24 protein-coding genes are annotated in these 23,523 nt (G+C 44.2%); 3 read left to right on the forward strand and 21 right to left on the reverse strand.

What is annotated here, in order from left to right:
• Positions 1–268 precede the first annotated feature (268 nt).
• From H9628_RS03540 to H9628_RS03560, 5 genes are read right to left on the reverse strand one after another with little or no spacing between them, the layout of a single operon-like run.
• The gene (locus tag H9628_RS03540; protein ID WP_251832735.1) at positions 269–739 is read right to left on the reverse strand and encodes a DUF6702 family protein; all 471 of its coding nucleotides are present in this window, start codon (positions 737–739) and stop codon (positions 269–271) included.
• Positions 740–779: 40 nt separating this feature from the next.
• A complete protein-coding gene (locus H9628_RS03545; RefSeq protein WP_251832736.1) occupies positions 780–1,538 on the reverse strand; it encodes an LOG family protein in 759 nt (252 codons plus the stop codon).
• Positions 1,539–1,547: 9 nt separating this feature from the next.
• Positions 1,548–2,261 carry a nucleotidyltransferase family protein gene (locus tag H9628_RS03550; RefSeq protein WP_251832737.1) on the reverse strand — a complete coding sequence of 238 codons (714 nt, stop codon included), beginning with the start codon at positions 2,259–2,261 and terminating at the stop codon, positions 1,548–1,550.
• 2 nt (positions 2,262–2,263) lie between these two features.
• Entirely contained in the window at positions 2,264–2,683 is a 420-nt protein-coding gene (locus H9628_RS03555) for a RapZ C-terminal domain-containing protein (RefSeq protein ID WP_251832738.1), read from the reverse strand.
• A gap of 41 nt (positions 2,684–2,724) precedes the next feature.
• Positions 2,725–3,747, reverse strand: coding sequence for an aminoglycoside phosphotransferase family protein (locus H9628_RS03560; RefSeq protein WP_251832739.1), 1,023 nt, complete (start codon positions 3,745–3,747; stop codon positions 2,725–2,727).
• Positions 3,748–3,799: 52 nt separating this feature from the next.
• Between H9628_RS03560 and xrtF the strand changes: the two genes are divergently transcribed.
• Positions 3,800–4,342: an exosortase family protein XrtF gene (xrtF, locus tag H9628_RS03565; RefSeq protein WP_251832740.1), complete on the forward strand. Its 543-nt coding sequence runs from the start codon at positions 3,800–3,802 to the stop codon at positions 4,340–4,342.
• Positions 4,329–4,757: an exosortase F system-associated membrane protein gene (locus tag H9628_RS03570; RefSeq protein WP_251832741.1), complete on the forward strand. Its 429-nt coding sequence runs from the start codon at positions 4,329–4,331 to the stop codon at positions 4,755–4,757. Before xrtF ends, H9628_RS03570 begins: the two co-directional genes overlap by 14 nt.
• A 9-nt stretch (positions 4,758–4,766) precedes the next feature.
• Here the strand turns inward: H9628_RS03570 and H9628_RS03575 are convergent, their stop codons facing one another.
• From H9628_RS03575 to H9628_RS03625, 11 genes are all read right to left on the reverse strand, one after another.
• Positions 4,767–5,765, reverse strand: a complete 999-nt coding sequence (locus tag H9628_RS03575) for a cation diffusion facilitator family transporter (RefSeq protein ID WP_251832742.1) — start codon at positions 5,763–5,765, stop codon at positions 4,767–4,769.
• A gap of 77 nt (positions 5,766–5,842) precedes the next feature.
• Entirely contained in the window at positions 5,843–6,835 is a 993-nt protein-coding gene (locus H9628_RS03580) for an aspartate-semialdehyde dehydrogenase (RefSeq protein ID WP_251832743.1), read from the reverse strand.
• Positions 6,836–7,000: 165 nt separating this feature from the next.
• A complete protein-coding gene (locus H9628_RS03585) occupies positions 7,001–7,438 on the reverse strand; it encodes a hypothetical protein (RefSeq protein ID WP_251832744.1) in 438 nt (145 codons plus the stop codon).
• Between the two features lie 78 nt (positions 7,439–7,516).
• Positions 7,517–10,861: a TonB-dependent receptor gene (locus H9628_RS03590; RefSeq protein WP_251832745.1), complete on the reverse strand. Its 3,345-nt coding sequence runs from the start codon at positions 10,859–10,861 to the stop codon at positions 7,517–7,519.
• A gap of 222 nt (positions 10,862–11,083) precedes the next feature.
• Positions 11,084–11,944 carry a carboxylating nicotinate-nucleotide diphosphorylase gene (nadC, locus tag H9628_RS03595; protein WP_251832746.1) on the reverse strand — a complete coding sequence of 287 codons (861 nt, stop codon included), beginning with the start codon at positions 11,942–11,944 and terminating at the stop codon, positions 11,084–11,086.
• A gap of 4 nt (positions 11,945–11,948) precedes the next feature.
• The gene (locus H9628_RS03600) at positions 11,949–12,806 is read right to left on the reverse strand and encodes a sulfurtransferase (RefSeq protein ID WP_251832747.1); all 858 of its coding nucleotides are present in this window, start codon (positions 12,804–12,806) and stop codon (positions 11,949–11,951) included.
• Between the two features lie 25 nt (positions 12,807–12,831).
• Positions 12,832–14,406 carry an L-aspartate oxidase gene (gene nadB / locus H9628_RS03605; protein WP_251832748.1) on the reverse strand — a complete coding sequence of 525 codons (1,575 nt, stop codon included), beginning with the start codon at positions 14,404–14,406 and terminating at the stop codon, positions 12,832–12,834.
• A 5-nt stretch (positions 14,407–14,411) separates the two neighbouring features.
• Entirely contained in the window at positions 14,412–15,041 is a 630-nt protein-coding gene (locus H9628_RS03610) for an NAD(P)H-dependent oxidoreductase (RefSeq protein ID WP_251832749.1), read from the reverse strand.
• Positions 15,042–15,104: 63 nt separating this feature from the next.
• Complete coding sequence (gene rnhA, locus H9628_RS03615; RefSeq protein ID WP_251832750.1) at positions 15,105–15,587, reverse strand: ribonuclease HI; 483 nt, start codon at positions 15,585–15,587, stop codon at positions 15,105–15,107.
• 79 nt (positions 15,588–15,666) lie between these two features.
• A complete protein-coding gene (gene dnaB / locus H9628_RS03620; RefSeq protein ID WP_251832751.1) occupies positions 15,667–17,259 on the reverse strand; it encodes a replicative DNA helicase in 1,593 nt (530 codons plus the stop codon).
• Between the two features lie 242 nt (positions 17,260–17,501).
• Positions 17,502–18,740 carry an MFS transporter gene (locus H9628_RS03625; protein WP_251832752.1) on the reverse strand — a complete coding sequence of 413 codons (1,239 nt, stop codon included), beginning with the start codon at positions 18,738–18,740 and terminating at the stop codon, positions 17,502–17,504.
• A gap of 54 nt (positions 18,741–18,794) precedes the next feature.
• On the opposite strand from H9628_RS03625, the gene H9628_RS03630 reads away from it, so the two are divergent.
• Positions 18,795–19,133 carry a DMT family transporter gene (locus tag H9628_RS03630; RefSeq protein ID WP_251832753.1) on the forward strand — a complete coding sequence of 113 codons (339 nt, stop codon included), beginning with the start codon at positions 18,795–18,797 and terminating at the stop codon, positions 19,131–19,133.
• Positions 19,134–19,193: 60 nt separating this feature from the next.
• On the opposite strand, the gene H9628_RS03635 is transcribed toward H9628_RS03630, so the two are convergent.
• The 5 genes from H9628_RS03635 to H9628_RS03655 form a co-directional block, all read right to left on the reverse strand.
• Positions 19,194–20,180 (reverse strand): T9SS type A sorting domain-containing protein, encoded by a 987-nt coding sequence (locus tag H9628_RS03635; RefSeq protein WP_251832754.1) that lies wholly within the window; start codon positions 20,178–20,180, stop codon positions 19,194–19,196.
• 223 nt (positions 20,181–20,403) lie between these two features.
• Entirely contained in the window at positions 20,404–21,903 is a 1,500-nt protein-coding gene (locus tag H9628_RS03640) for a GH3 auxin-responsive promoter family protein (RefSeq protein ID WP_251832755.1), read from the reverse strand.
• A 33-nt stretch (positions 21,904–21,936) separates the two neighbouring features.
• The gene (locus H9628_RS03645) at positions 21,937–22,542 is read right to left on the reverse strand and encodes a hypothetical protein (protein WP_251832756.1); all 606 of its coding nucleotides are present in this window, start codon (positions 22,540–22,542) and stop codon (positions 21,937–21,939) included.
• Positions 22,539–22,916, reverse strand: coding sequence for a hypothetical protein (locus H9628_RS03650; protein ID WP_251832757.1), 378 nt, complete (start codon positions 22,914–22,916; stop codon positions 22,539–22,541). Before H9628_RS03650 ends, H9628_RS03645 begins: the two co-directional genes overlap by 4 nt.
• 78 nt (positions 22,917–22,994) lie before the next feature.
• A complete protein-coding gene (locus tag H9628_RS03655; RefSeq protein WP_251832758.1) occupies positions 22,995–23,420 on the reverse strand; it encodes a hypothetical protein in 426 nt (141 codons plus the stop codon).
• Positions 23,421–23,523 lie beyond the last annotated feature (103 nt).

Below are 23,523 nucleotides of genomic sequence, written 5' to 3' on the forward strand. Positions count from 1 at the left end.
AAAATTAAATAGAAAGGGTTGCAGTTTTGCAGCCCTTTTTTTATGTTTAAATGGTTGATTTAAGTCTTTATTAACAGCTTTAAATCCTGCAGCAACAACGCGGTTCAGGTTTGTTAAATGCATTTTATGCTGAGGTATAAGCCCGTTAATATTATATTAGGTAGTACGAAGGCTATAAAGTATCGTTATACAACTTAAAACTATCTGGGTAATGGCCAAAAAAAAGAGTTCTCACTTGGAAAACTCTTTTTTTTATAACCTATAAGTTTTAGAAACTTACCTCGTTCATTTCCTTTCCGCGCTGGAAATTCATTGTCCTTTGGTTGCCTTTGAAGGCGATATTCACAATGTTGATCTGGCCGGGAAAAGTCCCGAGGAGTATGGTGTTTTTAATCCTTAAAGAATTAATGTCTGTCACACCGCCGGTCTCGAAATAAACCCATGTAGATTCGCCGTTTACCTGGCTTCCGGTGAAAGTGAGTGTTTTCGCACCACCGTTTACATAAAGATCGAAATTATTGTTCACGTACTTTTTTACTTCAGCTTCAAAACCCGCCGTGTTTGGGTTTATCTTTATCGCGTCAGAGATATGGCGCGTATTCATCTTCGTGGTGAATTTCAAAGTACGGTTTCCCTCCACGTAATCCACCTTCGTCATCGATGAGTAAAACTCCGCCGAGGCGAAACTCATCATTACTGCCAGCAGCAGTAACCCCGTAATATATAGAATTTTTTTCATTACTGTATAATGTGTGGTTAAGGCTCAAATATGATGCCAATCAGAAGTTTACGTTCACCGTGTATTTGTCGTAAAATGCCTTGATGTGCGCCACCGCGTCATCGGCAGTATCCACTATTCTGTAAAGCTGCAGGTCACCTTCAGAAATCATACCTGTTTTAAGAAGCGTATTCTGAAACCACTCAAGTAATCCGCTCCAAAATTCGGTTCCTACAAGTACAATCGGGAATTTTCCTATTTTGTTGGTCTGGATGAGTGTTAATGCTTCCGTAAGTTCATCTAAAGTTCCGAAACCGCCCGGCATCACTACAAAACCCTGCGAATATTTGACGAACATCACCTTTCTCACGAAAAAATAATCGAAATCCATATTGAAGCCTTTATCAATATACGGATTGAAATGCTGCTCAAACGGCAACTCAATATTCAGCCCGATAGACTTTCCGCCACGGTTTCTCGCGCCTTTGTTTCCCGCTTCCATGATTCCGGGACCGCCACCAGTGATCACGCCGAATCCGATATTGGTGATTTTTTCAGCAATTTCAGTCGCCATTTCGTAATAAGGATTACCAGGCTGAAGTCTGGCAGATCCAAAAATGGATACACACGGACCGATCTTGGCCAGTTTTTCATATCCGTCCACAAATTCAGCCATGATCTTGAAAACCATCCAGCTGTCTTTGGTGATTGTTTCATCCCACGTTTTTTCGCTGAAAGAGCGTTGCACTTTTTGGTCTATTTCGTATTCAGTGCCGCTCGCCTCGCGCGTGGTGCCTTTTCCCCTTTTTATTTTGCTCATTTACGTTCTTTATTTAAAATATTTTTCGGCGTCCAGTACCGATTCGGGCCGTCCCACATCAATCAAAGTTGCGTTGTGCTCGTATCCGCGAATTTCTTCTGATAACATCAGGTCCAGATATTCATCAATGATCGAAAACTTGCCCTGTCTTTTGATCTTTCCAAAGATCGCCGGATTTACACAGTGAATTCCGCTGAAAGCAAGCGCTTTAAACCCAGGATCAGGTTCGGCTAAACGCTTTTCGCCTGAATCTGTATTCTGCCATCCGCGCAGCACCATATCTTCATTGAACAAAAGTTTCCGCGAGCTTTTTCGGTCTGAGACAGCTAAAGTAACGAAATCATTTTTTGTGTAATGGAATTTAATTAGCTGATTTAAATTAAGATCCGTAAGAATATCCGTATTCATGATAAGGAAATCGCCGTCATTTTCGAGGTATTCGCGTGCAAAAAGCAATCCACCACCGGTCTCGAGCAGCTGATCTTTCTCATTTGAAATCTGGATCTTGGCACCAAAATATTTGTTTTCAATTAGAAAATCAACAATTTGAACTCCGAAATGATGCACGTTGACCACAAAATCGTTGATACCGAAACTTTGCAGATATTTGATATTACGTTCCAGCAAGGGCACGCCATTCACCTTTGCCAACGCTTTCGGATGGTGGTCTGTGAACGGTTTAAGCCGCGTTCCTTTGCCCGCAGCGAAAAGAAGCGCTTTCATATTTAAGGTTGTTGCACTTCACAAAGTTGAGGCTGCTCATCGTGAATAAGCTTCACAGCAGCCTGAGGGAATTTAGCGCGCACAAACTCGGCAGTTTTTTCGGCGCAGTACACGGAGCGGTGACGGCCGCCTGTGCAGCCAAAATTTATCTGAAGATGCTCAAAGCCGCGGTCCAGATAATTGTTGATGTTGATTGAGACAATTCCCTGTACAAGCGAAAGAAATTTCGGCATTTCAGTTTTATTTTCAAGAAATTCCTGTACCGGAAGGTCACAGCCCGTTTGGGGTTTGTATTCGTCGATTCGTCCCGGGTTCAGGATGCCGCGGCAATCGAACGTGAAACCGCCGCCATTGCCGCTTGAATCTTTTGGTATGCCGCCGATTTTGTATGAAAAGCTGTGTATTTCTATGTTTAAAGGCATATTTCTGATCTTTGAATTTTATATTTAATATTTACAGTTTATTATTTTTCCGCCATCATCTGCTCGATTTTATACTGCACAGTTTCCGCACCTAATACCAGAGCAATTTTTTTAAGTTCCGGCAGTGTATCCATGAATTGTGAAGACTTCGCGAACTGATTCAGGTTTCCAATTCCTTTTGAAAGGCTGGCCAGAAAGTGCGCTTTCCGCTGCACCAAACCACGAAAACCATATGCGCCCAAAACCTGGAGATAGCGGATCAAAATAATCGGCTGGAGTGAAAGCTTTAATTTTTCGGCGAGGTGTTCGTCATTCCAAAGCGAAAAATAATATTCGAGCATCTCGGCTTTAAATTCAGCGGGAAAATCGGCTTTTGCCTGGTAAAGAAACGAAACCACATCATACATCAGCGGTCCATGCATCGCAGACTGATAATCGATGAATGAAATGTCGTCACTGCTGTTTACCATGATGTTCCTCGCCTGAAAATCGCGGATCATCAGGCCTCGCGGCTCCAGTTTTTCTATTTCGGCGGTGATTTTTTTAAACTCACTCAGCAGCGTAGACTTGTGGTAGGGAAGTTCAAGTACATCTGCGATGAAACTTTTAAAATAAAAAAGATCATTGCTTACCGGAAGTTCGTCATACCTTTCATATTCAAAAGTTTGCGAGTAATCTATTGCGGACAAAGTCGCTTTCTGTAAGTTGTATAGCTTTTCTATTGTTTGTTTCACTAAGTTTAAAGCCCGCTCAGAAAGTCCCTCTTCGCCTAAAATTTCTGAAAGCGTGTTGTCTCCCAAAAATTCCTGCACGTAAATCGACCGGTCCGGCGAAATGGCAAAGACGCGTGGTGTATTGAGCTGAAGTTTAGAAAAGGTATCCGAAAAATAAAAGAAGCTTTCGTTTTCGGCAATATTGCTGTTCGAAGTGACAATGAATTTAGAATCTGCTGTGCCCGCCAGAAAATTTCTACGCGCGGACCCGCTTTGTGCCAGTAAAACAAAACTGCTGGCCGGTTTGCCAATATAATTTTCGAAAAAAGACCTCTCTCTGTCGTGATTCATGCTTAGACAAAGATACTTAAATTAGAATTTCTTAAAAGCAGTATATTTGCACATGTTCAGTGATTTCCGGCCTGTCTTTAAGTTACTTTTGCGTTTTTTAGTGCTTTATGTACTGTTGGTTTTAGGTTATCAGCTGTATCTGAATTTATACAAAGGCGCCGGTCTAGACCCTGCTTCCGAGTGGGTAGCGCGCCAGACCATTTTCGTGCAAAATCTCCTGGATTATCCTTCTCAACTTGTTCCCGGTAAACCCGCTCAGGAGACTTCGTGGTTTTGGGTGAGTGGCAGGTATGTCTCCCGAATGGTGGAAGGCTGCAACGCGATATCTGTGATCATTCTGTTTCTGGCTTTCATCTTTGCGTTTTTCAGAGGGCCAAAAACGTTTCTGTTTGCGTTTGCGGGCTTGGTTTTTTTGCACATCGTAAATGTCCTTCGTATTGCCGGGCTTAATATTCTGCTTGTTGAGATGCCGCAGTACTCAAAAATAGGCCACGATTATCTTTTTCCGGCCATTATCTATGGAAGCGTGGTGCTTCTTTGGCTCATTTGGATCAACAGATTCGCATTAAAGGAAGTTCCGGATGAAAATTCTTAGTTGGTTTTTAGTTTTAGCCGGTGTGTTTGGGCTGATCGCGGTGCGGATGTTTGAAGAACCGCTGTTTTACGATCCGTTTCTGCAATATTTCAAATCTGCCGATAAAAATGCGATCTTCCCGCTTTACGATTGGGGAAGCCTAATTTTAGGACATTTATTCCGGTTTGTGCTCAATCTTATTTTCTCGCTGGTGATCGTGCAGTTTTTATTTAAAAATACCAGATGGACCGCCCAGTCCGCCGCTTTGATTGTAATCGCTTTCGCCATCACACTTCCGATCTATCTCTATTGCATCCACACAAACTTTGAAATCGGCTACCTTTTTTCCTTCTATATCCGAAGGTTCGTGATTCAGCCACTGGTTTTACTGCTGATCATTCCGGTTTTCTATTACCGCTGGAAACTGGAAAAGTAAAGCTTTAGATTAAGTGTTTACGTCGTGTTTATTGAGCTGCGCAATTGTGGAATCATTCCATTCAATTTTCTTTTTAAAAGAGTGCTGTCGCACTTTACATTCCCAAAGTTCACAAATTTCGCATGAAAAAGGCTTGCAGTCATCAAGGTGAAAATTAAACTCGATGGTTCTTTCGGAATTTTTCCCAATCAGTTTATACACTTCTTCCATTTCATTATGTGCCGTACGCAGATCATAATACCAGGGTAAAGTAAGATGCGCGTCAATATGCAGTTCGCTGCCGTGCTGCTGGATCCGCACGTTATGGATGTCTACCCAATCGCGCTGCCTGTTTTCATTTAAAAGTTTAGACAATTTCGTAAGGAGCCGCACATCAGCTTCATCCATGATCCCGCTCAGCGACTTTCGAATGATCTGGTAACCGATAAAAATGATGTATCCGCCAAAAAGAAGTGCCACCACCGCATCGATCCAGTAAATTTTGGTAAAATAGACCAGGACCAAACTCAGCACAACCCCGAGCGTAGTGAAAGTGTCACTTTGCAAATGTTTACCTGAGCTTTGCAGCACGAGTGAGTTTTCCCTGATTCCTTTTTTGTATGAAATATAGCCCATCAGATAATTGATGCCCGCGGTAACTCCGACGATCAGTATTCCCCAATCAAGCTTTTTTGGAACATTACCGTGAAGCAAAGAGTCTACGGCTTGAATGATGATAATGATTCCGGCAAAAATGATGAGTCCGCCTTCAATACCCGATGTGACGAATTCTGCTTTGCCATGCCCGTACGGATGACCGGTATCACGCGGTTTAGCCGCAACGTAAAGCGAATACAGGCCTAAAAATCCCGCCACGATATTTACGATACTTTCCATCGCGTCCGAAAATACCGCATCTGAATTGGTGAGATGCCATGCCAACAATTTGGCGATGAAAAGGCCAATCCCGATGAAAGCGACCTGCCGCTGAAAGACGAAATTGCTTTTTGAGCTGCGTTCTGTAGCCATAGTTCGGTGGTATTTAATTATATTGTTTGAAAAGTCTAATAATTAAAAAATGCTCACTTTCTGGTGAGCATTTGTTTTTAAACCAAATCTTGTTTTACGAGATATTCGGCGATCTGCACGGCGTTGGTTGCGGCTCCTTTCCGGAGGTTGTCGGCAACAATCCAAAGGTTTAGGGTGTTCGGTTGTGAACGGTCACGTCGGATCCGGCCTACGAAAACCTCATCTTTTCCATCAGCGTAAAGCGGCATCGGATAGATTTTATTCTGTACATCATCCAAAACCGTCACACCCGGCGTTTCAGAGAGAATGTTGCGTATTTCGTCGATGTCAAAGTCGTTTTCGAACTCGATGTTCACACTTTCAGAATGTCCGCCTTGTACAGGAACGCGCACTGCGGTTGCTGTTAGGTTAAAGCTGTCGTCACCCAGAATTTTTTTGGGTTCGGTCATCAGTTTTATTTCCTCTTTTGTATAATCGTCTTCGGCAAATACGTCGCAGTGCGGCAATGCATTTTTAAAGATTTCGTAAGGATAAACTTTTGCGGCATCAGCATCGCCCGAAATTTCGGCATTCAACTGATCCACCGCATTTTTCCCGGTTCCCGTAACTGACTGGTAGGTTGAAACAACCACACGTTTCAGCCCAAATTTCTTATTTAAAGGATGCAACACCATCACAAGCTGTATCGTGGAGCAGTTTGGGTTCGCGATGATTTTGTCTTCAGGCGTAAGTTCCTCTGCATTGATTTCGGGCACGACCAATTTCTTATCTGCATCCATCCTGAATGCGGAAGAATTATCGATCACGGTAGTGCCAGCGGCAGCGAATTTCGGCGCAAACTCCAGCGAAGTGTTTCCACCAGCAGAAAAAAGCGCGATGTGCGGCTGCATATCAATCGCTTCCTGCATGGAGACGACTTCAATGGCTTCATTTTTAAAGAAAATCGTTTTGCCCACAGACTTTTCAGACGCAACCGGGATGAGTTTCGTCACCGGGAAGTTGCGTTCTTCCAAAACCTTCAGCATTACTTCGCCCACCATTCCGGTGGCGCCTACAAGGGCTACTTTCATAATTTTCTGTTCAAAGAGGTTTTTAATATTGTTCAAAAGTTCAAATGGTTAAATGATACAAATGTTCAAGTTGTTCAAATGGTTAGGTCAATTAAGTAATTATGATAAACAATTTGAACCTCATTGAACCATTTGAACAATTTGAACCCATTTAAAGACCAGCGTTTACCCTCCAAAAAGCCTGTTCCACTGGAATGCCCACAGCATCAGAGCGAGTGCAACAAACGCCATGATCACCCACGGCATCTGCATTTTGTCGTTGGTCTTGAATTTTTTATTAAGGATTGTAAGCAGAACCGCAGAAACAATCATCGCGAAAGGATGCTCAACATAAGCGTTTCTGGCTACAGAGTCTTTCATCAGTGTTCCGGCCTCAGTCGCGGCCTTAAAACCCGGTGAAAAGAAGAACAGCATGATCAGCCCGATTACAGCTTGGGTATGGAAGAAAATCATAGTGAACAGCGTCGATTTTCTTAAGAGTTTGGTAATTCTTCCGGAATAGCCAAACATTGTCATGAGCAGTGCTACGACGAAAACAGCGATTGCGAGCAAAATAAGGTAAGCAAAACCACGGTGTGCCTGAAGCATAATGTTGAAATCCATAATATTTTTTTTGTTAATGGCAAAGATAAAAAAAATCCCGGCGTATTGCCGGGATATGTATAAGCGGAAAGCTTGTTTTTAGAAAGAATATTTCATTCCAAATAAAGCTGACCACGTGGTAAATCTGTTGTTCGCAGCTCTGTAAGGCGCGTTTACCAGGTTGCTGCCATCTCTTACCATAGTGAATGTAGGATCTGGCGAAACAGCACCTGATCTGGATAGGATAGCTGCACCATACTGGCTTACAGTAGTATCTTGGATTCCCCACTCGGAGTTCAACATGTTTCCAAAGTTCAGAACATCAAGCGTTAACTGAATCTTGTCGCCTTTTTGTACCATATCGCTGAAAAGGTTTTGTGAGATACGTACATCTACACGGTTCAACCATGGAAGTAGGAAACCATTTCGTGGCAAGATCTGTCCGCGGTATTTTTCAAGTCCGTTATCGGTAATGAACTGCTCGAATGCTGCTCTCTGCTGGTCAGCTGTGAACAGGGTTACCTGATTTGCACCTGAACCGGAAGTGATATTCGCAAATTTCATCGTAGCAGTACTTTCCGGGATGTACATCAAGTCATTAGCTAAACCATCTCCGTTCAGGTCATTGGTATAGTAATAAGAGAATCTTCCTTGGTGAGCACCTGAGTAATAAGCACCAATGGTTGTTCCGGTTTGCTTGATATCATACGTAACGTTCGCTACAACTCTATGCGGAACCGCAAAATTCGAAATGCTCAGGAAATCCTGGTTTGGTGTATCGATAACCGGTGAACCCAGCCATGAAGATGACGCGTTAGAACCAGAGTTTGAAGATACTTCCTCAGCTTCAGAGTAAGTGTAGAATACCGATCCTGAAAGTCCGTTCCAAGGGCGAAGGCTTGCACCTACCGTAGCTGAGAATGCATAACCTTTCGTATCAGTATTGGTAAGGATCGTGGCATTGTTTGCTCCAATCGCTGAATTATACTGATAGTTTGGCATTTGTCCCGCTGCCGGTGTCGGATAGAAATCCCGCGGCTGGCTCGTCATTTTCACAGTAGAAGGCTTTCTGTTTGCACCGTACTGGAAAACTGCGTTGATATCTTTAGTGTAAAGAACGTCTGATGTAAGCGTGATCAATGAATTTGGAATTCTGTAATCGATCCCGATGCTTGATCTCCACACAGACGGCATCTTGAAATTGCGGTCTACAAGTGCAAATGTACTTGGTGCACCATCAGCCGGTGACTGAATGAACACGTTTCCGGCACCTGCAGGCACATTGTTCAAATGATAATAGATATCCTGTGGCTGGAAAGTGATATTATTGATCCATCCCGCAACCTGCTGATATGAAGTTGGTTCCACGATATTTTGAAGAACCCCTGCGTTGGTCGGCATGTTAGTCAACCATACAAACGGTACACGACCGGAGAAAACTCCAGTACCACCACGAACAGTAAGGGTTCGATCACCAAAAGCATCATAATTGAAACCTAAACGTGGTGAAAGCATTACGTTAGAATTTGGCCACTCGCCAGAAGAATAGTTTGTTGGGTTACCTTTTGTGTCAAGTAATGTCAGATTATCGATAGCTGGGTTTGCAGTAAGATCATTAAGATACATTGGCAATTCAGCACGTAAACCGACAGTGAAATTGAATCTGTCATTCAACGCAATTCGGTCCTGTGCATAAGCAGATAAAAGACCGAAATTTACGCGTGAGTAAGTGTCCTGACCTGCGTACGGATATGTAAGGCCGAACATGATCGGCGCCACTTCGTTGGCTGTACCTGTCGTAAGGAAATCTGCAACTGATGCGTAACGGTAGTAACCTGTTCCCATTCTGGTGTATGAATTACCGAATTTCTGCATCTCATACGCCGCACCTCCGGTAATTGTGTGTTTACCCGCGCTGTAAGTAAGGTTATTGATGATGGAGAAGTTATCATTGATCACATCATTCAGATAAGAGAAAAGCTCCGTACCGAAACTGATGTAGTTTCCGCCGCTTGCAGAACCATCCCATATATCAACAAAAGGGAAAAGTTGATCTGATGGTGTAGTTCTTAAATCCTGGATTTTTGAGTAGGTGAACAATAATTTGTTCGAAAGGCTTGAGTTGAAAGTTGAGTTCAATTCTGCAGTAAGCGACTGTACTCTGTTTTCAAGTGCGTAGTTACCGTTTTCGAATGTCATTGCCTTATCGCTAACACGTCCGTGAGCCGATCTAGGTGAAGGTCCTGATGAAGCATTCGCAACCTGCATTGATTTGGCATTCAAAACATTGTAACGTACGGCAAATTTGTGCTGGTCGCTGATATTCCAGTCAAGTCTCGCGAGGAATTTGTCTCCCTGCTGCTCAGCTTCGTTAGCGTAGCCCTGGTATCTTCCGGGATCGTAACCCCAACGGTTGATCAGGTGATTTCTTACCGCGATAAGGTCTGACTCTTTTACGCGTGAAATGTTATTTGCCGGATCGGAAACACCATCCTGTGAAGCTTTCCAAAGGTTTGCACCTGAAGCGTTAGCGCCCGTAGCAGTTTCTCTTTCAGCACTAACGAAGAAGAATAGTTTGTTTTGAACAAGTGGTCCCCCGATTGTGAATCCATTGGTCATCTGTCCACCGGAAACCTTCGCGATATCGTTGTCGTTAATTTTCCAGCCGCTAAGTTCTTTTCCTGTGTAATACCCGTAAAGTGAACCGTGAAACCTGTTAGTTCCCGATTTTGTTACCGCGTTGATACCTGCACCGGTAAAACCTGATTGGGTAATATCAAATGGTGCGATGTTCACTGAGATTTCCTGGATCGCATCCAAAGAAATAGGCTGTGAATTTCCTCCCGGAAGTGGGTTTGAACTTAAGCCAAAACCGTTATTAAAGTTCGCACCGTCAATCTGAAGGTTGTTGTAACGCGCATCACGGCCTGCAAATGAGTTGCCGTTTGCCTGAGGCGTAAGTCTTGTAAATTCTGTGATGCTGCGGTTTGCCTGTGGAAGCTCCTGAATTTGCTTCAAACCTACATTGGTTGCTGCACCCGTTTTGTTGGTGTTCACCCCGCGTGTACCTGTAAGTACCACTTCAGCGATGTTTTCTGTCTTCTCACCGAAAACAGGGTTTAATGTAAATGGTTGGCCAAGTTCTAAGTACACATCTTCATAAATGATGGGCTGCTCCGTACCGGTACTTACTTCTACACGGTAAGGTCCGCCTACACGCATGTTCGGAAGGTTGAAAGCTCCCGAAGCATTCGCTGCAGCACTATACACTGTACCAGACGGCAAGTGGGTGGCCGTAATTCTGGCACCGGACGTCTGTTTTCCGTCGCGCGTGCTTACAATACCGGTCATGTTACTGGTAGTAACCTGTGCATGTACGTTGCCGTAACCTGCAAAGGCAATTGCAGCGATAAGAACACTCTTCTTAAATGGTTTCAAATTCATATCAACTCGATTAGGTTATAATTGAAAATATCTTTTGCTGCAAAAATGAACAAAAAAAATGAGATTATTATTACAGCGATGTTAAGATTTAAATTTTCTTAAAAATGATATTTAAAAAGCACATTAACAGATAGTTAATGTGCTTAAAAATTTCCCCGAAGAGGAATAATGCATTGCATAATCGCTAAAAATAATTCCCTAAAACGTGCTTTGACATAAGTTTCAGACTACGGCTTTCAAGCTTAAATCTATGTTCGAAGCCGAATGGGTGAGTGCGCCTGCCGAAATAAAATCTACACCTGTTTTAGCGACTTCTTTCAGCATTTCGCGGGTGATTCCGCCCGAGGCTTCCGTTTCACATTTTCCGGCAATCAGGCTCACTGCCTTCGCCATGGTTTGAGTGTCCATATTGTCGAGCATGATGCGGTCTACCTCCATTTTCAGGGCTTCTTCCACTTCTTCGAGGTTGCGGGTTTCCACTTCTATCTTCAGTTTTTTCTTCAGCGACTTGTTGTATTCGCGTGCCATTTTCACGGCATTGGTGATGCTTCCGTTGTAATCGATGTGGTTGTCTTTCAGCATGATCATATCGTACAGGCCATACCGGTGATTGGTTCCGCCACCTATCGCTACCGCCCATTTTTCGCAAATCCTGAAATTTGGCGTTGTTTTGCGGGTATCCAGAAGTCTGGTTTTGGTTCCGAGCAAACGCGAATCCCAGTCGTGCGTCAGCGTTGCGATGCCGCTCATGCGCTGCATACAGTTGAGTACCAGCCTTTCGGTGGAAAGAATAGACCGGGCGCTGCCTGTCACATAAAACGCGATATCGCCCACTTTGGCAGTTGCGCCGTCTTTAATTAAAACTTCAATTTCCAGATTCTTATCAAACTGCTTAAAGACCATCGTGGCCATTTCTACACCAGCCAGGATGCAGTCTTCTTTTACAAGCAACTTGGCTTTTTGCTGCAGATCTGCCGGAATAGTCGCCAGCGTAGAGTGATCGCCATCCTGAATGTCTTCTGCAAGTGCAGATTTTATGAACTGTTTAATATTTTTATCGGTAACGTAACTTGGTTTTTTCATGATTTTATTGAGTAAGATTATTTGCTGGTTGAGTCGCGATCGGTTTATAGTTCCGGCTGTATTCGCTCCAGGAGCCGACGTAAAATGTGGGTATCGGAAGACCTGCATAGTCCATTGCCAGGATCGTGTGACAGGCGGTGACGCCGGATCCGCAATGAACTGCGATATTATTGGCGTTTCCAACAACCTCCTTGAATTGTTTTTTAAGTTCTTCAGGTTTACGGAAAAAGCCGTTTTCGTCAAGATTATTTTTAAAAGGTAAATTGATCGCGCCCGGAATATGTCCTGCAACCAGATCGATAGGTTCAGTTTCGCCATTGTAGCGTTCGGTTTCACGCACATCCACTAAAATATTCGATTCTGCGGATACGTAGCTTTCAATTTGATCCAAATTAATGACCGGAAGCTCCCAGTTTTTGAATTTAATTAATTCAACCTCATCGGCGACAGGTATTTTCTGAGTGATTGGCAAACCGAATTTTTCAGTTTGTTGCAAACCGCCGTCTAAAACCTGAACATTTTCAAGGCCTGCGGCGCGCGCCATCCACCAAAATCTAGCTGCAGCATTCGAGCCGTTTTTATCATCGTAAACAATGAGGTGTGAGTTTTCTTTAATTCCTACGCGCTGCAAAACATCTGCAAATTTTTCAGGTGAAGGAAGCGGGTGACGGCCACCATTTTTGGCATCTGCCGGAATTTCAGCTAAATCTTCATTTAAATCAACATAAAATGCATTTTCGATATGCTTTTCCAGATATCTCTCGTGTGCAGGCTTTCCGCTGCCGGCATCGATGAGTACAACATTTTTATTATTAATTATTTCCGTAAGTTCATTTGGTGAAATAACAGGAGAGATTTTCATACGCTGGTTTTTTGGAATTTAAATCTCAGTTAAGGTCCTTGTTAAAAAATGCGCCTTTATTCTGTTTCATAGCCAGAGAATGTTTGATGATCAGATAGGAAACGTTTACCAGATTCCGAAGTTCTGAAAGTTGTGGCGACATGATGGAATAATTATAAAGTTCGGTCACAGCTTCATAGATTTCGCGCTGTTTCTTTTGTGCCAGCAAAAGCCGTTCGTTAGTCCTTACGATGCTTACCAGATCGCTCATCATTTCCTGAAGCTGTCTGCGGAAATAGGAAATCATTACCATCTCGTCCATCATTTTCAGGCCTTCGTCATCCCATTCTGGCACGGCTTTCAGGTCATCAAAATTAAACCGATTCGCTTTGAGCAGTTCCACAGTTTTCATAGCAGCATTATGCCCGAAAACCAATCCTTCGAGCAGTGAATTTGAGGCGAGTCTGTTTGCGCCGTGAAGTCCGGAATTTGTGCATTCGCCCACTGCAAATAGGTTTGTGATCGAACTTTGTCCGTTCATGTCGGTTTCTATGCCGCCCATCAGGTAATGGCAGGCCGGAACCACGGGAATCAGCTGCTTAAACGGATCGATACCTTCCTGCAGACATTTTTGATAAATATTCGGGAAGTGTTCTTTGAATTTTTCTTCATCCATTCCACGACAGTCGAGCCCGACGTATTCGTCACCGGAGATTTTCAGTTCATTATCGATCGCGCGTGCAACGATATCGCGGGAAGCGAGTTCTTCGCGTTCATCGTACTTATGCATGAATTTTTCACCGTTTTTGGTCCGCAGTTTTGCGCCGTCTCCGCGCACCGCTTCAGAAATCAAAAACAGCATTCCGTCACGTTTTGAGTAGAGTGCAGTAGGGTGAAACTGATAATACTGCATGTTCGAGACCTTTCCGCGCGCGCGATGCACAAAGGCAATTCCGTCGCCTGTTGCGATCACCGGATTGGTGGTGTTCTTGTAAACATGTCCGGCGCCACCTGTGGCTACAAGCGTGATCTTGGCGGTGATTTTTTTAATTATTTTCTGCTTTTCATCTAAAATATAGGCGCCGTAGCAAGCGATATCGTCGGTTTGTGTTTCCTTGCCCGGAACGTGGTGCTGCGTGATGAGGTCTATCACGTAATGATGCGCCAGCATTTCGATATTCGGCGATTTACGTACAGTTTCGAGCAGTGCGCGTTCTATTTCGGCACCCGTGACGTCTTTATGATGAACGATGCGGTTTTCGGTGTGGCCGCCTTCACGCCCGAGTTTGAAATCCCCGCCTTTTTCCATATCGAAATTGGTTCCCCAATCTACAAGTTCCCGAAACCGCGCCGGACCTTCCCTGATGACCATTTCCACCACTTCGCGCTTATTTTCACCATCGCCGGCACGCATCGTATCATCGATATGTTTTTGGAAATCGTCTTTATCAAAATCGGTCACCACAGCAAGCCCGCCCTGGGCATATTTCGTGTTGCTCTCATCCTCATCAGCTTTGGTGACGATGGTGATCTGCGCATCGGGCATTTTTTGGGAAATCTTAATGGCATAGGAGAGGCCGGATATCCCGGAACCAATTACCAGTACATCTGTTTTTATCATTGAAATTAAATGAACTTAAATAATTTTTGATCTGGTTTGCGCACTTTCTTTAAATGCTGGAAGTTGTCATCCGGCGCGCGGTAGCCCAGTGCAAGCGTCACTGCAACACTTTCTTTTTCAGTGTCTAAGCCCAGAATCTCTTCGATGAGGTTTTTTTTAAATCCTTCCATCGGACATGAATCCACTTTCTCCAGCGCGGCCGCAAACATCAGATTTCCGAGTACGATATAGGTCTGTTTTTCAGCCCAAAAGGCAACTTCTTCCTGTTCCGGTTTTTTGGTGTAGCCCTCAATGTTTTTTCGGAACAGGTCCAGACTGCCAACCGGAACTTCGCGAACATCAGAAATGTGCCGGAAATAACCGTCAATGTAGCTGTCATCCACATTTTTTTTAGAAATAAGGATGACCAGATGTGAACACGTTGAGATTTGGGATGGATTATAAAATGCCGGGATCAGTTTGGATTTTATTTCGGCACTTTCTGCGATAACTATTTTGTAAGGCTGCAGGCCAAGCGAACTTGCAGACAGCTTGCCGGCTTGCAGAATGTTTTGCAAAACATCCGCCGGAACCTGCCGTTCGCGGTCGAATTTCTTTACCGAATATCTTTGCTTCAGCGCTTCAATATAATTCATTGAACAAAGATAACAAAAGTAAAAAAGCGCTGACAGCGATTACTTCTGGTGTGGTAAATTAAATTAAAACAGCCCGCCCGGATCAGGATTCTCGAAATATTCATCGGTTTCCAGTGTCGGTCCCTGTGCAGCCTTCACCGCGAGTTGGTCACAGATTTCGTTTTCGGGGTGCCCGGCGTGGCCTTTTATCCAGTGGAAAGTCGTGTTGTGAGTCTTGAGCAGCGGTACCAGCCTTCGCCACAAATCGGGGTTTTTTACGTTTTTAAAATCTTTCTTTATCCAACCCAGCAGCCATTTTTTATTGATAGCGTCGGACACATATTTGCTGTCCGTGAAGATGTGGATGTCGTTGTCCGGAGATTTCAGTTTTTCGAGTGCCACGATCACCGCCAGCAGTTCCATGCGGTTGTTGGTAGTTCGGCGGAAACCTTTGCTGAAGTGTTTCACGTAGTTTTTCTCCGGAACTTTCATCACAATCCCGTATCCTCCTTTTCCCGGATTTCCGCTGCACGCGCCGTCTGTGTAGATTTCTATTCGTAAACTCAATCTGTAATATTTCTTTAAGATAAGCTTCAAAAAAAGCCGGCATTGCACCGACTTAATTTGTATAGCTAAATTTTAATATTTAAAACTCAAATTCATCATCGTCATCCAAATCATTCATCGATGAACCCGACACATTTTGGCTGCCGGGTAAATCAAACGCGGCACCCGGATCAATGGTTGCCCGGATTTTATCAAATCCGCCCGGCGCGTCCATCGCGGCGAAGTTAGACGGTTGATAACCCATCGTGTGCTGGTTCCCAAACAAATCGAGGTCAGCGAACTTCGCGATGTTTTTAAAGAATGACATCCTTACGTCTGCCGTAGCGCCGTTCCGGTGTTTTGCGATGATGAGTTCGGCCTGGTTTTCAGTTGAACTTTCCCCGCCGTCTTCATCATTATCCCACGTGGTGATCTTGTAATATTCAGGACGGAAAATAAACGATACGATATCGGCGTCCTGCTCAATCGCTCCCGATTCCCGCAGGTCAGAAAGCATCGGTCTTTTGCCCGGACGCGTTTCCACCGATCTTGAAAGCTGCGAAAGCGCGATCACCGGAACATTAAGTTCTTTTGCGATTGCTTTTAGGGATCGGGAAATCGTGGCGATTTCCTGTTCGCGGTTTCCGGCGCCCTTACCGGAATTCGCCGTCATCAACTGCAGGTAATCGACCATGATGATCTTCACACCATGCTGCATCACAAGTCGGCGGCATTTCGCACGGAAATCAAATACCGACAGAGAAGGTGTTTCATCAATGTAGAGTGGTGCGTTTTCGAGTTCCGATACATTGGAGAACAGACGCTGCCATTCTTCATCGCTCATCTGGCCTTTACGGAGTTTTTCTGAAGAGATGCCGGTTTCAGAGGCAATCATCCTCGTGATAAGCTGCACAGACGCCATCTCGAGCGAGAATAGGGCAAGCGGAATCTGGTGCTGCACCGCAATGTTTCGTGCCATCGAAAGCAGAAAAGCCGTTTTACCCATAGCAGGACGTGCCGCAATGATGATCAAGTCTGAATTCTGCCAGCCGCCGGTTTCTTTATCAATGTCTCTGAAACCTGACGGAATACCGGAGATTCCTTCTTTGTCTTTTAATGATTTAATGGTTTCAATCGCCTGTTTTACAAGTGTATTTGCTGTGTCAAAACCTTTTTTAATGGTTCCGTTGGTGATTTCAAAGAAAGACTGTTCGGCTTTATCCAAAAGTTCGAATACATCCGTTGATTCTTTGTACGAACTGTCGATTACGTTCGCGGAAACGTTGATCAGGCTTCGAAGAATGAATTTTTCGAGGATGACGCGCACATGATATTCGATATGCGCGCTTGACGACACGCCCATTGTAAGGTCGATGATATAATGATCGCCGCCCGCAAAACCGAGTTTTTCATTTTTCTTAAGTTCCTGGATTACGGTCATCAGGTCAACGGGATGGTTACCTTCATACAGTTTCAGGATCGCACGGAAGATTTCCTGGTGTCTGGGATCGTAAAATACGTCTGCCGTAAGTAAATCTATCGAGTAATCGAGGCCTTTTTTATCAATAAGGAAAGTCCCGATCACCAAACGCTCAAAATCTACTGCGTTTGGCGGCATTTTGCCATCGGAAATGGAAAGCTCACGCGCAAAATTGCCGTGAATCAGTGAAGATAAAGTTTCCTTCTGTGTCATGGGACAAAGATAGTTTTTTTTGAAATCGCCTGCCATTTATTAACCAACAATAGCCCGTGTTTCTGGGTTAAAATGTTGGTAATGAATGCTAACCGATGTTAATAAGTCAATATCTGTCTGAAGGTAAAATGCCCGGGTTCCTAGCCCCGATTGCAGCGGAAATCCCCGCCTAAGCGGGATTGCAGCGGAAAGCGGGTGGAGTCTTCAGAATGAACGAAAATTTGTAGCTCCTTAAAAATATTTTAATACTCCATTTTCCGGAGTTTCGGGTTGGTAGTTCCCACCAGCAGCGCGATGAGCACCGTAGCTGTACCACCGAATATCACGGAGCGTACCACGCCGAAAAGCTTGGCAGCCACACCACTTTCGAACTGCCCCATCTCGTTGCTCGACATGATGAAGATTGAATTTACACTGAGCACGCGGCCGCGCAGGTGATCTGGTGTTTTCAGCTGAACGATGGTGCCGCGGATGACAACCGAAATACCGTCGAGCATGCCACTCAGCATGAGGAAACCGAATGAGAGCCAGAAAAGTTGCGAAAAGCCGAACGCGATGATGCAGAGACCGAAACCTGCAACCGCCGCCAGCAGTATTTTTCCCTGATTTTTCTTCAACGGAAAGAAGGCCAGAAACGCGATAATGCACATGGAACCTATGTCTGAAGCTGCATTCAGCAGGCCGAAACCTTCCGAACCCACCTTCAGGATGTCTGACGCGAACACCGGAATCATTGCCACAGCACCGCCGAACAGCACCGCGAACATGTCCAGACACAGCGCACCCAGGATTTCCTTGGTTTTGTAGATGTACGCGACGCCTTCGCGCATGCTTTGTACCACGCCGATGTCGCGCTGGCCGTTTTCTGAATGATGCTTTTTCAGGAACCAAAAGAAGAACGAGGAAAGCACCATAAGTACGACCACTACCAAAATAGTCCCCGAAATATCAATCCAGTGAATCAGGAAGCCACCGAGCGCGTGTCCGCAAACCGAAGCCGTGAGAAATGTGCCTTGGTTAATAGTAATAGCGTTGGGCAAAGTCTCGCGCGAAACTATTTTGGGGATCATCGACGGGATGATGGGTCCGAGGAAAGCCCGGCAAAAACCCGTAAAAAATATCACTGCGTAAATGAAGTATGAGATCTGCAGATTGCTGAAATGTAAAAGTCGGTGCCCGAAAAAAGCCGGGATGATGAGCAAACCTATGAGGAAAACATAGATGTAGTTGCAGATCAGCAGCAGTTTCTTTTTCTCCGAATTATCGATCACATGGCCTGCGTACAGCGCGGTGAACACAGCCGGTATCACTTCTGAAAGCCCGATGAGGCCGATTGCAAACGGGTCTTTTGTAAGCTGGTAAATCCACCAACCCATCAGCGTAGCCAGCATGCGGAAAGAAAGTACCAGAAAGAAACGTCCGGCCATAAGGTTCCGGAACTCGGGAATTTTCAGCGTTTGTAGAGGCGTGAGTGAAATCATGTGCAAATGTAAATCTTGCCCGGCATTTTTCAGGGAAAAATTATCTTTGCGTTTATGAACTGGATTTTACTGATCATCGGCGGTCTTTTCGAAACCGGATTTGCGACCTGTCTCGGCAAGGCGCAGGAAACCACGGGCCGTGAAAGCTTTTTCTGGTGGGCCGGATTTGCCATCTCGCTTTCGCTGAGTATGTTCCTGCTTTATAAAGCGATTTCGTACGGCAGCAACCCGATTCCCGTGGGAACAGCGTATGCAGTGTGGACGGGAATTGGTGCAGTGGGCGGCGTGATGGCGGGAATTTTCATATTTAATGAGCCCGCGACCTTCTGGCGGATGTTTTTTGTCTTTACACTGATCGCCTCTGTTGTTGGGCTGAAGGCGGTTTCGAACTAAATTAGAGAATTTAAAACAAAAAAAGCCTGCAAACGCAGGCTTTAAAAATAGAAGTTAAATCTATTTTTTGATAAGTTTTGTAGTTTCGATAACTTTTGAACCCGCATAAACTTTAACAAGATATACTGCTTTCGGGAGTTTTTCTACATCGATAGAATTGCTTGCTGAACTTGTAACCAGTTTGCCGTTCATATCATAGATTTCGGTTTTCGTGATGGCATGTTTCCCGTTTGCTTTCACGTTCACTACGCTAACTGCAGGATTCGGGTAAACGGAAACATTTTTACGGTTTGAGTAAACTTCGCCCGTTCCCAGTGCAGTTTCGCCAGTAATAGAGAATGCCATCCCCGGCATAGGGTCTCCGGTCAGGTCGGAGATTGTGCTCCAGTCTGTTGCTCCTGCCTGAAAAAGATCTTCCTCATCAATAAGGACAGGCTCAGCAAAATTACCGGTTGGCGTGCCTGCCCAGTAGAATATTTCAGAAGAATCTGCACCATATTCATCACCAAGGTCTACGATCGGTGCGAATGCAACCCAATACCTTTTGTTGGCATCCAGCGTAAGAGTTTGTCCTAAAGCCTGCGTTACATTGACATCGATAGTAAATTCCCACGGGTTTTCAGTAGAGATAGCAATGGCACTGCTACCGCGCAAATTGATGGCTGCTACCGCATTCCCCGCATTTGTAGGTGTGCCGGCCGGCTTGCCGTTATCGTCATTGAAGATGTACATCTTTGCACCAAGTAGGTAATCAGGTAAATCATCGTAATCCTGTGTGCCGTAGAAAACAAACTTGTCAACTTTTACAGCTTCTGTAAGCTGGAAATCGTCTGCAGCAATGATCTGCGCATCATCCTGATCAACCATTGAAATAATAGCATTGTCAAAATCTGCTGCCTGCTGAAATTTAATGCTGCTCTCTTTCAGATTAGAGACAAAAGGTTTGTGAAGGCCAGTGTCGCTTTTTTTGAAAAAGCTTTTTTTCGCGGTCTGCGCATTTGAGAATGTTATCGCTAACATTGCTCCCAAAACATAAAATTTTCTCATAAATAATAATTATTTCGGCTAATATAAGGCGGTATCACGTGATTTCCTAGGAAATGCGTAATTCCGAACTTCCATTTTACCCGATATTAGAATCTAATGCTTTGGAATTTATGAATTTAGACCCTAAAAAAATTTGAATAATAGACCGGATGCAGAATGAGTTTCACTTATACAAAACAAAACCACCCTATTCGGATGGTTTTGGTCTTAAGTCCGTTTAATTTCAGGATTTCAGTTTTTCCAGAAAATCACCGATTTTCCTGTCATTCGCGAGTCTTGGAATCTTGTTCTGGCCGCCAAGTTTCCCTTCAGATTTTGCGTATTCGTGAAATGCGTTTTTCTTTAGTTTGCCGATTACCAGAGGTTTTAAAATGTTTCCGGCAATCAGGTCATCATAATATGTATTTCGGCGCCGCATTTCTTCATCTAAATTTATTCTGAATGCTTCCATGTCCGCCGGTTCTTTCTCAAACTCGATGAACCACTCATGATAAGGCAAACCTTCGGCAGGATTCACCTGTGGCGCCAGATGAAATTCGGTGATCTGAGCCGGAAATTTTTCAACTGTGGCCTTCATTGCTTCCTCCACTTCAAACGCAATCACGTGTTCACCAAAAGCCGAAGTGAAGTGTTTGGTTCTGCCCGACACCACGATTCTGTAAGGATCTTTAGAAATAAATCGCACCACATCACCAATAGAATACGCCCAAAGTCCGGAATTGGTCGTCAGGATCAGTGCGTAATCTTTGTGAAGTTCCACGTCTTTTAACGTAAGCCGTTGTGCATCGGGTTTTCCGTAGGTATCTAGCGGCACGAATTCGTAAAAAATTCCGTGATTGGTCAACAGCAGTAAACCTTCTTTGGTATAATCATCCTGGAACGCAAAAAATCCTTCGCTCGCCGGAAAAGTCTGGATGGTGTCCACAGGTTTTCCCAAAAGTTCGTTCATTTTCTCGCGGTAAGGCTCGAAATTTACACCGCCGGTAATGACCAGTTGGAGATTCGGGAAAAGTTCCGTGATTTTTTTGCCGTTTCGCTCGATGAGTTTTTCAAAATACATGATCAGCCACGGCGGTATGCCCGAAATCAGTGTCATATTCTGCCTTTCGGTTTCCTTTACAATCTCGTCCACTTTGGTTTCCCAGTCGTCGATGAGGTTTGTTTTTTCACTCGGAAGGCGGTTTTTCTGAAGATAATTCGGGATGTGATGAGCAACAATTCCGGAAAGACGGCCGGTTTTAATTCCGTTAATTTCTTCAAGTTCCGGACTTCCCTGCAGGAAAATCATTTTTCCGGCCACGAAATCTGAATTGTTTTTCTGGCTGATATAATGAAAGATCGCGCTTTGCGCGGCAGCGAGTTGATAAGGCATTCCTTCTTTTGAAATCGGGATGTATTTCGAACCTGAAGTGGTGCCTGAAGTTTTCGCAAAATATTCCGGTGTTTCTGTCCACAGAATATTGCGCTGGCCTTTTTTTACTTTTTCGATATAAGGTTTTAACTCTTCATAATCAGCAATTTGCACGTGTGTCTGGTAATCTTGGATGGTTTTGATTTCTTCAAAATTTCGTTCCCGTCCAAACAATGTCTTTTCCGCGGTTTTTACAAGCGAAAGCAGAAGCTGGTGCTGATCTTCTACCGCATTATTTTTGAATTTTGCGGTAGCTTTAACGTGCTTTTTTGCCCAAATAAGCGCGATTTTTTTCTTGATGAAATTTATCATTCAGCAAATTTAAATATTATTGATGCGAAAGGTCTAAAAATTATACCTGTAACCCAAACTCAAGCTTAGCAGGACCGAGCGGCTGTAGTATCTCCGGATATCAGCATTTTCATTAAATGTGTTGCCGAAGTAGAAATTCGCTTTTCCTGCTACGAAAACCTGCTGCGGCCCATCCAGCGTGTAAATTGCTTTCCCGCCAAGGTGAAACCCGACCGCTTTTTCTTTTAACTGTTCGGAACCAAGGTCAATGAAATTATTCGTCAGCCGGTAAAAGGAGAATCCGGCCATTTCTTCAATGTAAAAATCTTCGGAAATCTCATCGCGGTGCGTCAGGAAAGCATCGATAACGGTCATCCGCGGCGAACCGAGGTTGCCGTAGCTGTTTCTTCGGCCATAATCTACATTCGAAAAATAGGCGCTGTAATCAATCCCTACTCCGAAATTGATCGGTGTCATCAGGTTTCCACCGAAACCAAAACCGTAAAAAGGCTGCAGGTCTTTGGCGAGCCAGTTATTTCCGATCGGTTTCATCGCAAGCACCTTCACATCGATGTTCGAAACTACATCGAGACCTTTTTTCCGCTTCTGGCTCAAAAAAAGCGCCGGCGAAATCATTAAAAGTAAAATAACGATCCTCATTTCGTCAGCACTATTTCGTTGAACTTAAGGTAAGTGATTCCTTGCGGAACATTGATCTGCATTGAATCTGCGGAGATTGTCAGCCCGGATTTTTCGGCTTTGAAAGATTTTATTTTTTCGGTGGATGTCAACGAAAAGCCATCATTTGAGATGGGTCCGGAAAGTGTGAAAGATCCGCCCGCCTGCAGCGCGGTTTGTGCTGTCACGATATTATTGCTGATGATTTTAAGCCTGAATTTATTGAAATCTACCGTCGCAGAAACCATCTGGCCTTCTACGTAGGCTCTCGGATTGTCTGTTGAATCACTTCGGCAACCGCTCATTATCAGTGCAAAATAGATATACAGCAGGCCTGTAACAGGACGGAATTTCATTGGCTAATTTTGTTTAAAAATACAAAAAAACTGCTTCAATAAAATTGAAACAGTTTCAGTGTATAGTGTCGTTACAGACTATCGGTTGGCATTAGCCGTCCAGGTTTTTCCGTTATTGCTGTAAAATATTTTCAGGTCTTTATTGTCGATCCTGATGTACGATGTTGCCGTAGAACCCAACATCACCATTGTGTTGTCGCCTTCTTTCTGGAATTCGATTCCGTTGATATCCGGAATTCCGTCTGAAAATCTGAAGTTGTACTTCGTAGCGCTGCCGATTTTCGTTACAAATACGCTTCCGTTTTCCTTTGTAATCGAGGTGGTGCCGTCATCATACGTGAGTGTTCCGCGGTAGGTGCCGGCAAAGAAATCGTTGTCTGACGGATCATCGTCGCGGCTGCATGAGCTCAGCGCGAAAACGGAGAAAATTAACATCAGAAGTCCTGCGAATTTGGCAGTCTTTCGGAAGATTGAGGTTTTAGTTTTAAATGCAATCCTTTTCATAATACTATTTTTTACGGTTAACGCGTGTGACTTTTCAAACGGTGTGCCACTAAAACATTGCTTTAAAAGTATTTGGATAACAGTTTGCTGCCCAATAGCTAAT

Origin of the sequence: Kaistella pullorum, assembly GCF_014837035.1 — a bacterium.
Lineage (GTDB): Bacteria > Bacteroidota > Bacteroidia > Flavobacteriales > Weeksellaceae > Kaistella > Kaistella rhinocerotis.